General features: G+C 67.4%; 11 protein-coding genes. 8 read left to right on the top strand and 3 right to left on the bottom strand.

All coding sequences use genetic code 11. The annotated features are described in order from the left end of the window. Nucleotides 1-217 precede the first annotated feature (217 nt). Nucleotides 218-952, top strand: coding sequence for a hypothetical protein (locus tag J5X75_RS04015; protein WP_208465903.1), 735 nt, complete (start codon nucleotides 218-220; stop codon nucleotides 950-952). Nucleotides 953-1,172: 220 nt separating this feature from the next. On the opposite strand, the gene J5X75_RS04010 is transcribed toward J5X75_RS04015, so the two are convergent. Both J5X75_RS04010 and J5X75_RS04005 read right to left on the bottom strand, forming a co-directional pair. Then, on the bottom strand, nucleotides 1,173-2,855 hold the full coding sequence (locus J5X75_RS04010; RefSeq protein WP_208465902.1) for a hydrogenase maturation protein: 1,683 nt from the start codon (nucleotides 2,853-2,855) through the stop codon (nucleotides 1,173-1,175). Nucleotides 2,856-3,046: 191 nt separating this feature from the next. After that, nucleotides 3,047-3,385 carry a hypothetical protein gene (locus J5X75_RS04005; protein WP_208465901.1) on the bottom strand — a complete coding sequence of 113 codons (339 nt, stop codon included), beginning with the start codon at nucleotides 3,383-3,385 and terminating at the stop codon, nucleotides 3,047-3,049. Nucleotides 3,386-4,246: 861 nt separating this feature from the next. Here J5X75_RS04005 and J5X75_RS04000 point away from each other — a divergent pair. Both J5X75_RS04000 and J5X75_RS03995 read left to right on the top strand, forming a co-directional pair. Continuing rightward, entirely contained in the window at nucleotides 4,247-4,558 is a 312-nt protein-coding gene (locus J5X75_RS04000) for a transposase (protein WP_208465900.1), read from the top strand. Continuing rightward, on the top strand, nucleotides 4,555-5,475 hold the full coding sequence (locus tag J5X75_RS03995) for an IS3 family transposase (RefSeq protein ID WP_307797928.1): 921 nt from the start codon (nucleotides 4,555-4,557) through the stop codon (nucleotides 5,473-5,475). The genes J5X75_RS04000 and J5X75_RS03995 overlap by 4 nt, the downstream gene beginning before the upstream one ends. On the opposite strand, the gene J5X75_RS03990 is transcribed toward J5X75_RS03995, so the two are convergent. Then, a complete protein-coding gene (locus J5X75_RS03990) occupies nucleotides 5,453-5,968 on the bottom strand; it encodes a hypothetical protein (protein WP_208465898.1) in 516 nt (171 codons plus the stop codon). The two genes, J5X75_RS03995 and J5X75_RS03990, sit on opposite strands and share 23 nt — an antisense overlap. Before the next feature lie 695 nt (nucleotides 5,969-6,663). On the opposite strand from J5X75_RS03990, the gene J5X75_RS03985 reads away from it, so the two are divergent. From J5X75_RS03985 to J5X75_RS03965, 5 genes are all read left to right on the top strand, one after another. Continuing rightward, complete coding sequence (locus tag J5X75_RS03985) at nucleotides 6,664-7,827, top strand: DUF932 domain-containing protein (RefSeq protein ID WP_208465897.1); 1,164 nt, start codon at nucleotides 6,664-6,666, stop codon at nucleotides 7,825-7,827. Between the two features lie 101 nt (nucleotides 7,828-7,928). Next, a complete protein-coding gene (locus tag J5X75_RS03980; protein ID WP_208465896.1) occupies nucleotides 7,929-8,594 on the top strand; it encodes a GGDEF domain-containing protein in 666 nt (221 codons plus the stop codon). Nucleotides 8,595-8,848: 254 nt separating this feature from the next. Then, a complete protein-coding gene (locus J5X75_RS03975) occupies nucleotides 8,849-9,490 on the top strand; it encodes a GP88 family protein (RefSeq protein ID WP_208465895.1) in 642 nt (213 codons plus the stop codon). 100 nt (nucleotides 9,491-9,590) lie between these two features. Beyond that, nucleotides 9,591-10,565 (top strand): DNA-processing protein DprA, encoded by a 975-nt coding sequence (locus J5X75_RS03970; protein ID WP_208465894.1) that lies wholly within the window; start codon nucleotides 9,591-9,593, stop codon nucleotides 10,563-10,565. A gap of 442 nt (nucleotides 10,566-11,007) precedes the next feature. Then, the gene (locus tag J5X75_RS03965; protein WP_208465893.1) at nucleotides 11,008-12,030 is read left to right on the top strand and encodes a DUF4192 domain-containing protein; all 1,023 of its coding nucleotides are present in this window, start codon (nucleotides 11,008-11,010) and stop codon (nucleotides 12,028-12,030) included. Nucleotides 12,031-12,102: the final 72 nt, after the last annotated feature.

Genomic DNA, 12,102 nt, shown 5'->3' with positions numbered 1-12,102 from the left:
TTGGAAGACGAGACCGGACACGGCACCGACGGTGGCCGCTACTGCGCAAACGACTCCGGAGCGCCTCGCCGGACGTGCTCATCCTCAACGAGACTCGCGGATCGCAGCAGGGCGGGCACCGGCGGCTCGCCGCCGCGCAACGCGATCTCGGCGTGATCGCGGCACCGATCCCATCGTCGGCGAACGACCTGCCCACGATCCACTGTGCTGTCACGACATGATGGACTTCTGGTACCGCTACAACGCCCACTGGGCCAACGCGGGTTCCTCGGAACAGCCGAGTATCCGATGGGCGGCCGCGGCATCGCGCTACGCGAATCAGTTCAGCGTCTACGGTGACAACATGGCATCGCGTGGCCCACGGCCCGAACCGACCGGCAACCCGCAGTCGCACCGCGACCCCGGCAGCGGCGCACTTGACGATCCGGCCGTGGCTGGGCCCCTCGCGGCGCTGTGCGCGGCTCTCGCCGGCGGCGAGAACGCCGTTGCGGTGTGGCTCGGCTGGTTCGGCAATCTCCCCGCGCTGGTTCGCAGCGGGTCGGCGACGATAGCCGACCTGGGTGGAGGACCGGTCGATGCCCGGACGGTCTTCTGGCGGGCCAGTGGGCTAAGGCCGGTCGCCCCAGGCGACCGGCCGCCCTCGTTGCCGGAAGCCTGGCGGGTACGGGTCGACGGCGACACGCTCACCGGCGTTGACACCCACTACGGCGACCAAGCGGCGCAGTTCGCCTGCGATTGGGGCCCCGCACCCGGCGATCCACAGCCTGCGTTAGCGCCCGATTGGCTGTCCGCTGCCCGTGATCAGCAGGCGGTAGCGCTCGTCGCCGTCGACCTTCCTCAGGCTCTGGGCAACGCGGATGACACCACGATCACCGCCGCACTGGCCGCCGAAGCCGCAGCAGGACGGCTCTTCGCCGGCCTGGCCCGGCTCGACGAGACCGGTAGCGTTTGAGACACCAACCCTCGGCCTGATGGGGGAGCCACAGAACCCGCCACCGCGACGGCACTACGGCATCCCACGGCGCCGATTCACGTGGTCGCGGCGATAGTCGCATGGCTGCACAGCATCCCGAATGCGTCGCCGACCGGGCAGCGTCCGCCCTGGAGTTCTGCGAACGCGCCCAATCCTCGCTACCGCCCGCCGCGTAGCGACGCGAATCCTTCGCCTCCGCTTATCGTGCCAGCAACTGTGGCAGGGCTTTGCTGGTCTTCGACACGAACGCTTGCCGGGCAGCGGCGAACCCCGATCGGTCGTCGAACAGGTCGCAGCTCATTTCCGCGAGCTCCCGAGCTTCGAATACGCCGATAGGTAGCCCCGTGGCGAGCCGGTGCTGCTTGGCCTCCGACCTGGCGCGGACCAAGGCCGGATCCGCTTCCTCCGCCGCCAGCGTGGCCAGCCACTCCAGGTAACTGTCCGGGTTACGGGGTCCGACGTCGTCGACCAAGCCGATCCGTGAAGCTTGGTCGGCGCTGATCGGGGCCTTGGCCGACAACAACCGTCGCGCGCGATCAGCGCCGACCCGGGCCCGCAGGGTGTAGGTGTGCAACTCGGACCCGAACAGACCTATGTCGTAGTGCGGGTTCAGAATGATTCCGTCGCGAGCGGCGACCACGTCGGCGCCGAGCCCCAGCATGACGCCACCCGCACCGGCGGAACCGTTGTACGCAGCGATCACCGTCTGTCTGGTGCAGTTGATAATCTCCTTGCACACCTCGTTGATGGCACGGATGTTCGCCCAGCCCTCGACAGCCGGGTCCGGCGCGTTGTCGATCATATTGAGGTGGATTCCGGTGCTGAATACTTCGGTGCCGCTGCACAACACCACGACACGGGTGTCCTGCTCCAGAGCGTGCCGGAGCCCGGACAGCAGACGGCGGCAGTGGCCGACCGCCATGGCCCCGTTGTAGAAGTCGAAGTGCAACCAGCCCGCTGCCCGGTCACGCCGGTATCGGATCTGTCCGTATCCGAAGGCAGCATCCGGGGCGCGACCGGATTTTGCGGCCGCGTGCGCGACGCCGTGCACGAGCGAGCCGAGCACCGTCGCTGCTGGCAGCTTGATTCCCGGTTCACCGTTGACGGTGGCCTGACGTAGATGGCCAAGCCAGACGCTGCCGTCACCGGCCGCCACGAGCACCGCGCCTTCACGGCGCAGCAGCACCTCACCGGGCCGGCCCTTGCGGATCCCACTGGGATGGGCGTCGTAGGCGTACACCGGCAGCCCAGCGATCTCGGTCAAAACCCCCGGCGCCCCATCGGCAGCGCGGACACGGCGCAGAATCTGCTCGACCGATCCGGCCCAGTCGATCATCCGGTCGACCTGACGCATCGCCGGCCGCGGCCTGGCGCCGGGCACCCCGACCGGCAGCTTTTCGGCAGGCGTCGGGACGAACGTGGGATCGGCTGCCTTCTCGACGACCTCGAGGACGCACTCCAGCGCAGCGTCGGCGACCGGCCCCGCGTACAACGCCGACTTACGCACCGCGGTCGCCGGCATGGCGAACGTGCGTTTCGCCCATACGGGTCCGGCGTCCATTTCCTCGGCTGCTTGCAGCGCGGTCACACCCCAGCACGCGACTCCCTCGGTGATCGCCCAGTCCAGCGACGACGGGCCACGATCACCAACAGGGCCGGGATGGATGATCACGGTCGGCCAGTGCTGCCACACCTCGGCCGGCACCCGCTGGGCCAGGTAGGGGCACAGAATCAAGTCCGGTGCCGCAGCGGTGACAGCGGCGGTGATGTCGGGCCCCTCACCGGCTGTGTGTACGCCGACGTCGTGCCCAAGATCGCGCAGGGCGCACCAGACACGCTGGCTAAGGCCGTTGAATGCAGTCACGAGCAGCAGGATGCGCACGATTCCTCCGTGCAGTCGGATCGGTGGGACAGTGGCGCCGCCGCCCCACCACGCGCCCGGGAGCCGGTATCCGGATTCACATCTGGGCAGACAGAGGGGACGCCGGGCCCAGGGCGTCTCGAGAAGTTGTGGTCGCGGCGCACCGTGTGCTCCGGCCGGGCGTTCGGGTGTCCCGGCCGGAGCACGATGGCTCAGCTGCTGAGGTAGATGCTGTCGCGCCAGCACGCGTCGGTCAGCTTGGCCTTGTACGTGCCGTAGAGCCCGCCGACCTTCCGGCTGGCGGTGCCGGTGCCCGAGGCGATCGTCACGCCGGTGCCCGTATCCCATACCTTCCACGGGCTGCCCGTGCAGGCCGAGGTGGAGATCGAGATCTCGTGCTTGCTGTTGGCGGAGATCGTGCCGGTCGTGCACGTGCGGTACCACGGCGGGTACCAATACGGGGCCGTGCACGAGGTGCTGGCTGCCGATGCTGGGGATGCACCACCGACGATGAGCGCGGTCGCGGCCACGACCGAGGCGGCCATGATCATCAGACTCTTCTTCAGAAGATTCAACGTCCACTCCGTTCCGCGTTGACGGCATTCCGTCCGACCGATCGATCGGCGAGCGGCCGGCAAATCCTGTTGATGCACCGGTACAGAGCGACCCCGTTTCTCTGCTGCCGCTGGGGCCGTCGTCTGTCCCCTCTGGACACGTCAGCTACGACCAGCGACTTCCGGTAACCTCTCCGTGCGACAAGGCGCATTCGTCTCGTGCCCGCGAAAATCCCGCTCGCTGATTTGATGCTGCCGAACACGCCAAGGGGCGGATAGTTGTCTGCGGTTGTCCCCAGTACTCCGCGGTTGGCTGCTGTAGTCCCGCCCGGATCCCGCCGTCTGGCCGCTCTCGCCCTGCGCTCCACCAGTCCGACCACCCGCAGATGGGAGGGCATTGGAATAGATGATGGTGTGCAAGTTGAATCACGCAGCGACCCGGCTGTCGAGCAACGCCCCGAGTAGGCGCATTGGCCCGACTCTGATGCCGTAACGTGCCGGAGGGCCGGGATGACCCCGGCCCTCACACGATTCGCCATCCGGCACAGCGACGAGAAGACAGGACTCCATCGATCGCTACCCCCATTAAAGGACCACCTCAGAGTGCATGGCCGTTCAGGACAATGAAGCGATCACACACATGTCGTCGACCCGGCTTGCGGGGACCGTCAGAGTCAGGCGCAATACTTGAGTCTGGGCAGATCTCCCTGGCCTTTGATTTCCAGGCCGACACGGTACCGGTTGGCATAGGTGTATAGCTGCGCACAGGCTTTCTCATTGGGCGCGTAGAAGATGAGGGACCCCCGCTTTCATGGAGCTTCATGATCATGGTCTGATGGCCATGGGGAGGAAGCATCCGTGGCAGCACCGAAGAAGTATCCCGATGAGCTGCGGCAACGTGCCGTGCGACTGTATCGGGACTCGGATCCGAAGCCGGTGATCAAGCGGCTGGCGGAGCAGTTGAACGTGCATCCGGAGGCGTTGCGCAACTGGATCCGGCAGGCCGAGGCCGACGCCGGCGAACGCGCCGATCGGCCGACCACGGACATGCTCGAGGAGAACCGGCGGCTGCTAAAGGAGAACGCGGAGCTGCGCCGGGCGAACGAGATTTTGAAAGCCGCCTCAGCGTATTTCGCGTCGGAGCTCGACCCGACCCGGCGACGGTCCTGACGTTCGTTGACGAACAGTCGGACCGCTTCGCGGTCGCGCTCCTGCTACGGGTCCTGGAAATCGGTGAGTCGACCTACTACGCCTGGAAGAAGCAGGTCGAACAGCCCTGCGACCGCGACGTGGTCGACCTCGGGTTGCTGTCGAACATTTATGAGGTCTGGGAGGCGTCCGGCTTCACCTACGGTTCCGACCGGGTGCATCAGCAGTTGCGTCGGGAGGGGATCCGGGTCGGCCGCAAGAGGGTCGAGCGGCTGATGCGCGCACAGGGCTGGCAGGGCGCGTTCCTGCGACGCGGCTGGCGCGGCGGCTCCACGAAGCAGGACCCGACCCGGGAGCCGGCCCCGGACCTGGTCAACCGGCAGTTCCGGGCGAACGCCCCGGACCGGCTCTGGGTGGCCGACGCCACCCGGATCCCGTGCGCCGAGGGAGTGTTCTGGCTGGCCGCGGTCCGCGACGCGTTCTCGCGCCGGATCGTGGGCTGGAAGACTTCCACCCGGTGTGACACCGATCTGATCCTGGCCGCCCTCGAATACGGGATCTACTCGCGTCAGGTCCGTGACGGCGAACTCATTCACCACAGCGACAGGGGCTCGAACTATACGTCGTTCCGGTTCGCGGAACGCTTGTACGACAACGGAATCCTGCCCTCGATGGGCTCTGTCGGCGACTCGTACGACAACGCGCTGATGGAGAACTTCTGGTCCACATTGAAGATCGAGTTGGTCTATCGCAGTGAGTGGCGGACCCGCGACGAGGCCGAGAACGCGCTGTTCGCGTATATCGATGGCTGGTACAACACCCAGCGTATCCAGAAGGAACTCGGCTACCTGAGCCCGGACGAGTACGAGACGGCCTGGCATCACGCTCAGGCAAGCCAGGCCGAGCCCGTATTGCTCACCCCTGCCACCGGCTGGTAGCAGGAAAAACTGCTCCATCGAACCGGGGGAAACTCAAGATCCGTGAGTTGTAGGCGCCGGCCTTGAAGTAGCGCAGCCCTCGCACTTTCATGTTGTACTTGTGGAACGTGCTGATGCCCCGCCCCCACGGGTTGTCCTTGTAGTAGATCCCCCAGTCCTTGTAGTCCGACTCGTCCGCGACGAAGCCGAGGTTCCGGGTGAAGTGCAGGCGAACCCACTGGTAGCCGGCGCACGCGCCGGTCCGGCTCGCCCGCCATTCCACCCAGCCGTAGTCCGCTCCATTTTCGGCCACCATCCGGGCGGTTTTCCCGATCCGGAAGTTCGACTTGCAGCCGGCGACCTGGCTCATCCATTTGCCATGATGCTTCGATACGCTTGCCGAAGCCGGGCCGGAAACAACCAGAACACCGATACCGACGGCGACTGCGGTGACCACCGCCATCAGAATCGTCTTTCGCGATCGGCGCACCGCGATGACGGGTCTACGTGACATGGAAGAACTCCTGACAGGCTCTGAGCAGCGAAATGGGCAGAGGGCATTGGCACCAGGCGCACATATGCCTCCGTAGAACTGCTCTCGGCAGGTCGTCGCATCAATCGCATCCCGAATTTCAGGGGTGCGAACGGCGTGAGACATTCCCGGCGATCTCCATCTCAGACATTCGCCGACGAGGCGCTTGATGCCGTTCCCGCGTTTGAGATTGCCGGACGGGAAGCAACGCGAATAGTTGTCTGCTGTTGACTCCGGTTGTCCGTGGCTGTCCCGCTCGCCCAAGGAAAAATCAGGCGGGAAAGCGCCGATCTCCTGGAATCCCGGCCTGCCTGGAAGCAACCTGATTGCGTCTCGGCGGACGGTGGCGCGGTGGCCCGGTTTGAGCCGTCCAGGTGGACGCCTCAGATCAGAGCGATGTTGTCACCGAGCGGGCCGAACTGGCCCCGGGTGGGCGGCGGTGCTGGCCGGGCACGTTGGCTCGGCCCGGCGCCGTCCGCAAGCCGAGCCCGAGAACATCTTGGCCTTCGGCCAGAGATCTCCTCGTACTCGCCTTGCCGTCCGTCCAGCCGGGCCGGGCCACGGGCACCGGGGCCAGCACGCGCTCGCCCGCCGGTCGTCTCGGACCCGGCTCGGGCGGGCGCGTCCCGTTAGCCGCCACAGCAGTGGTGGCTTTGCGTTCGTGGAGGACGTGCCTCATGGCTCAGCCAACTCTGACCGTCGCACCGAACCGTCACATCGACATCGCCCGGCTCATGGAGATCCTGAACGACCAGAAGGCCCGGGCGATGGACGTCATTGCCGGCTCCGGCACCCTGAGCTGCCAGGACGGCAAACTGATCATCGCAGGAACCGAGGCGCGCCTGAGCCCGGACGGCGTCACCAGTTGCGACGGCACCTACGAGCTCAACGACATCGCCCTCGGCGGGATCGCCGAGAAGCTGAAGATCCCGGGGCCCTACCTGCGGCGGATGGCTGACGAGAACCTACCGGCGCTGGACTACAACATCAACACGTGGCTTGAGCGCGACCACCGGCGCTTCCTGGTGCGCTGCCGGCGCTCGGCAAATGCGGCAGCCGGAGCGGACGGTGTCACCCACGCGTTCCTGTCCGACCGGTTTCTGCGCTTGGACAACCTCGATGTGTTGCTGGCCGCCCTGGACGGCATCCGTAAGGCTGGCGTGGCCGTCAAGGTGGCGTCCTGCGATCTCACCGACCGGCGCGTGTACGTCCGGTTCATCTCTCCCGAGGTGCAGGTGATGGCGCCGGAGTTGCTGCGCAACTATCGCTCGCCGTTCGACGGTCGCCGCGGCAGTGATCTGCCGGTCATCTTCGGCGGTTTCCTGCTCACCAACTCCGAGACCGGGTTCGGTAAGTACAGCGTCGCCCCGTTCATACGGGTCGAGATCTGCAAGAACGGTCAGACCATCGACAAGGGTGTGCTCAGCCGTACCCACATCGGCGCCAAGATCACCGACGATGACGGGATCATCGACCCTTCGCCGCAGACACTGCGCAAGCTCCTCGAATTGATCACCGCGCAGACCATCGACGCCGTCCGCGCCTACCTGGACGTCGACTTCGTCACTCGGGCCGTTCGCGACCTGGAGCAGGCCGCCGGGATCGTGGTCTCCCGGCCGGACGAGACGATCAAGATCGTCGGCAAGGAGCTCAAGTACACCGAGGAACAGCAGAAGGAGATCCTGGCGCACTTCATCACCGGCGCCGATCTGAGCGCCGGCGGGATCATGCAGGCCGTCACCTCCTTCGGGCGCAGCGTCGCTGACGCCGACGTCGCTTACCGGATGGAGACCACCGCCACCCAGGCGCTGCACCTCGCAGCCAGGGCCGCCACGGCCTGACGCGGCCGGCCCCGTAACCGGCCCGTTCGACCGGCACCCGCACCAGCCACCTTCCCGGATCCCGCAGTCGTCCACGACTGCGGGATCCGGGTGATTTCCGTGTGGAGGCGCCACTCATGCACTGGTTCTGCGCCGCCGTGCCATACCTCACCGCCGTCGTGATCGGCGCCGTCGCCGGACGACTCACCGCGACGCCGGTCATCCGGCGACTCCACGCCCAGGTCGACACGCTGACCCGCCGGGCTCTGCATGATCCACTGTCCGGGCTGCTGAACCGCTCCGGCCTCCAGGACGCCTACGCCCGCACGGCCGGACAAGGCCGACAGGTGATTCTGGTCGATCTAGACGCCTTCAAGCTGGCCAACGACCAACACGGGCACCCCGTCGGCGATCAAATCCTGTCCGCGCTCGGCCGCCGTCTAGCCGGCCTGGCATCCCAGCACGATGGCTGGGCCGGACGTCTCGGCGGTGACGAATTCGCCGTCATCCTGCCCGCGGCCACCAGCGCGACAGCCGAGGCGGTCGCCGCCGCGGCGACCGCCGCCATCACCATCACTGATCTGCCGACCGGCCCGCTGACGGTGTCCGGCAGTGCCGGCCTGGCATCCGTACCAGCCGGCTACCCGTGGGACAGCGCGTTAACCAACGCCGACATCGCGCTCTACCACGGCAAACACGCCAAGAGGCCAGTCATGTTCGCGGCAGGGATGACCTACCCGCGAACAGAAGCCGACCGCCGCAGGGCTCGCGACACCACCGAGCAGTAGCGGCAGCGCCAATTCGGGCGGGTTCCGTCTGATCGGCCAACGCATCCGCGCGAGGACGCCACCCGGCCCACGGGCCAGTCACTGCGGACACCCCGGACCCGCGCTGTCAGCCTCCTGCCCATCACACCAGAAGGGTTCACTGCTACGGACTGCGGCTTGTCTGCTGCCCAGCATCTCGCTGTGCGCCCGGGCCGGCTCTTGACCCAGAACCGCAACCTGCGCCGTGACGGCATCATCAACTGACGCCTGCCCGCATGGGCGGGCCGGATGGTCGACGGGCGTACCAACAAAATGCCTGCCCCAACGCGGGCATCTGCGCGAAAGTCTGCTACGCCCGGGCGGGCTCGTACCGGTTCCGGCCCGTCCGGGGACGCCACAAACGCAACCTCGTTTATGTGCTCGACGACCTGCCCGGTTTCACCCGACAGATGATCGACGAGATCGGCCGTAAGAGCTGCGGCACCATCGTGCGCGTCCATGACGCCGGCGACTTCTTCTCCGACGCCTACCTGGCGTGGCTGACGACCATGCAAGGCCACCCCGGCAGCTGGTTCTACTGCCACACCAAGGAGATCCGCCGCTTCGAGAAGCTCGTGAAGCCGTGCCCGCCGTCCAACCTCCGCTGGGCGTACAGCTACGGCGGCGCCCAGGATCATCTGCTCACGAGTACCGGGACCGGGTCGTCAACGTCTTCCCGACCGTCGAGGCACTGCGCGGCCGGCTATCACGACCAGTCGGCCTCCGATCTGCTCGCCGTCGACGGCCCGGCACCAGTCGGCATTCCCGCCAACCGGATCCCGCCCTGCCTCAAGCTGGAGGGCCAGCGCACGTTCCGCACCTGGCAGCACGAAGCGGACGCCGCCAGAAACCACCTCAGCCGACAGCCATCGACCTGAACATGATCTCTTCGAGGCCGCGGCGGGCTCGCCGCGTGCCCGGCCAGCAGCGTGAGCACACCGCTTCTTCCACTTCTGCTCACCCTCTCGGGAGGTTCACATGACTCAGCACGACATCGCGCAGACGAGCCGGTCCGCGGCCGACGCGGACCGGTTTGCCCGGGTAGCGCTGACCTGGCTCGCCGACCCCGGTAACAGCAGCGTCTGGTCGATGGTTCAGCAGTCCGGCGCGATCGCCACGTTGGACCAGCTGCTCGCCGGGGACATCGCCGACGCCGACCGGCGGGCCGCTGTCGCAGCGCGCACTCGCGGGGTTGATGCCCGGCGGGCCGCCGAGATCGCGATGCGGCGCGCGGACCGTTCGGGCATTCGGCTGGTCACACCCTCGGACAGCGAGTGGCCCACATCCCTCGACGATCTGGCGACCACGCAGGTAGGAACACTCGGCGGAGGCCGTCGCGACGCCATGCCCCCGCTGTGCCTGTGGGTGCGGGGTGACTGGTCGCTGAGTGATGCCTTCACCCGGTCCGTGGCCATCGTCGGTGCCCGTGCCGCGACCAGTTACAGCATCCGCATAACTACCGACTTCGCATCCGATCTGGCCGATCGTGGATGGACCGTGACCTCGGGTGGCGCGTACGGGATTGACGCTGCTGCGCACAGAGGCACGCTGACCGTCGAGGGCGGGCGAACCGTCGCGGTGCTCGCCGGCGGACTGGACCGGCCCTCTCCGACCGGCAACGCCGCCTTGTTCGACCTGATCGCCAACCGTGGGCTGCTGGTTAGTGAGTGGCCAGCCGGTGCCGAGCCGCTGCGGCATCGTTTTCTCTTGAGAAACAGAATCATCGCCGCAGTGACGGCGGGCACTGTCGTGGTGGAGGCCGCGCCCCGCAGTGGCACCAGCCGGATGCTGGGCTGCGCCATCGACCTGATACGGCCGGCAATGATCGTCCCCGGCCCGATCACGTCCGTGCTGTCGCAGGGCTGCCATGCGTTGCTGCGCCGGCACCCGGCCACCCGGGTGGTCACCTCAGTCGACGACGTGCTCGAGGACATCGGCCAGCCCGCCGTCTGACCCCATTCCGGTACTCGCAGACGATTAACACCGGCCCGCGTGGGGGTGCCGCAGACCTTTCGTGGTCGCCGGTTCTACGCGCGATCTTGGCAACCGGGCGAGGCGTACACCGCTCAAAAGTGACGCTCGTCCACTACCGGCGCGGCTGCCGTTTTGATCCGGGGCGGTTGATGGGGGAGCCATCACAGGTTGCTCGGTCGTGGCGGGTGTCGCGGCTGGCCAGAGGGCGGTGGCCGTCACTGCCCGCAAGCGCCTATACCGGCCCCGTCCCGGACCGGCAAGGGCACGGCGCCCTGGGCGGCCCCGGTGCTGCCACCGACGGGCGCTGTTGCCGTTGTGCCGCCCGGGGCTTGGCCCTGGCCGGCCCTTGGGCCGTCAAGGCCGGTCCGCGCCCGGGGTCAGTGCGGCCCCGCGCCCGTCCCGGACCGGTGTACCGCGATCGGTGGCCTCTCCCGATCGCGGTACACCTCCGGTAGTTCGCATATCGGGGCCGCAGCCCGTTTGCGATACCTGGAGTGATCACATGCTCGAATCAATGCCGTCTGTCGCCCGTGGCCCTGCCGATCTGCTCGCCGCCCTGCCGTACGTGGTCGGTGTCCATCTCGACCAGTGCGTGATCGTAGTGTTCCTCAACCTGGACGGCCTGCTCACCGATGGCTTGGCCTTCGACCGGGACACACCGCTGCCCTTGATTCTCGAACAGAGCACCGACATGGCCTCGACGACGGACGCCGCCGCGGCGTTCGTCGTGGGATACGGTCCGCTGTCGGACCGCGACAAGCTCATCGAGATCGCGGACAAGCTGCACACGGCGGTGCGGGTCGGCCACTGCCTGCTGGTTTGCGAGGGCCGCTACTACTGTCTCGGCTCCGGCTGTCCCTGTACGCCGGAGCAGGGTGCCGTTCTCGATCCCGACAGCAGTGTCATCCCCGCGGAGATGACGCTGCGCGGCCGGGCTGTGCTGCCGTCGGCGCAGTACCTGGCCGACATGATTGCCGGCGACACCGATGCTCAGCAGCGCATCGCCGCGGCGCTCGCGGCGCTGCCGGAGCTGCTTCCGGATCCGGCCGACGTCGTGTCTTCCAGCCTGGCGATCGCGCGAGCCGGCGACCGGCTCACTGATCAGCAGGTCGCGGACCTGGCGGTGGCGCTCACTGCCGCCGACGGCCGTTCCGCGGCCTGGCGAGCGACCACGGATCAGCAGTGGCAGCACGAGCTGTGGCGGGATCTCACCCGCCGGGTTCCTGATGCCTACGTGACGACGCCGGCGAACCTGCTCGCCTGGAACGCCTGGCGACGCCATGAATCCCTGCTCGCGTGGGCCGCGCTGACCAGGGCGGCGACAGCGTCGCCGAACAACAGTCTGTCGGTGCTGATCGCGACCATCCTGACCACGCCGCTCAAACCGGAGAAGCTGCCCTGGCCGCTGCCGGAGACCATCCCGCTCGAGCGGCTCCTCGGCTGACCACACGACCTGGCCGGTGCCCGCGCATGCCGCGGCACCGGCCGTCGCCGTGCCGATTTTCGGCGGCTTTTC

The organism is Actinoplanes flavus, assembly GCF_017592555.1.
GTDB lineage: Bacteria > Actinomycetota > Actinomycetes > Mycobacteriales > Micromonosporaceae > Actinoplanes > Actinoplanes flavus.
The sequence above is the reverse complement of the archived record's forward strand: the minus strand, read 5'-3'. Positions and strand labels throughout refer to the sequence as shown.

Coding starts and splice junctions, on each gene's coding strand:
- J5X75_RS03990 (WP_208465898.1), bottom strand. CDS start 5,968: ATGTCACGTAGACCCGTCATCGCGGTGCGCCGATCGCGAAAGACGATT.
- J5X75_RS03970 (WP_208465894.1), top strand. CDS start 9,591: ATGACTCAGCACGACATCGCGCAGACGAGCCGGTCCGCGGCCGACGCG.
- J5X75_RS03985 (WP_208465897.1), top strand. CDS start 6,664: ATGGCTCAGCCAACTCTGACCGTCGCACCGAACCGTCACATCGACATC.
- J5X75_RS04015 (WP_208465903.1), top strand. CDS start 218: ATGATGGACTTCTGGTACCGCTACAACGCCCACTGGGCCAACGCGGGT.
- J5X75_RS04005 (WP_208465901.1), bottom strand. CDS start 3,385: ATGATCATGGCCGCCTCGGTCGTGGCCGCGACCGCGCTCATCGTCGGT.
- J5X75_RS03975 (WP_208465895.1), top strand. CDS start 8,849: ATGGGCGGGCCGGATGGTCGACGGGCGTACCAACAAAATGCCTGCCCC.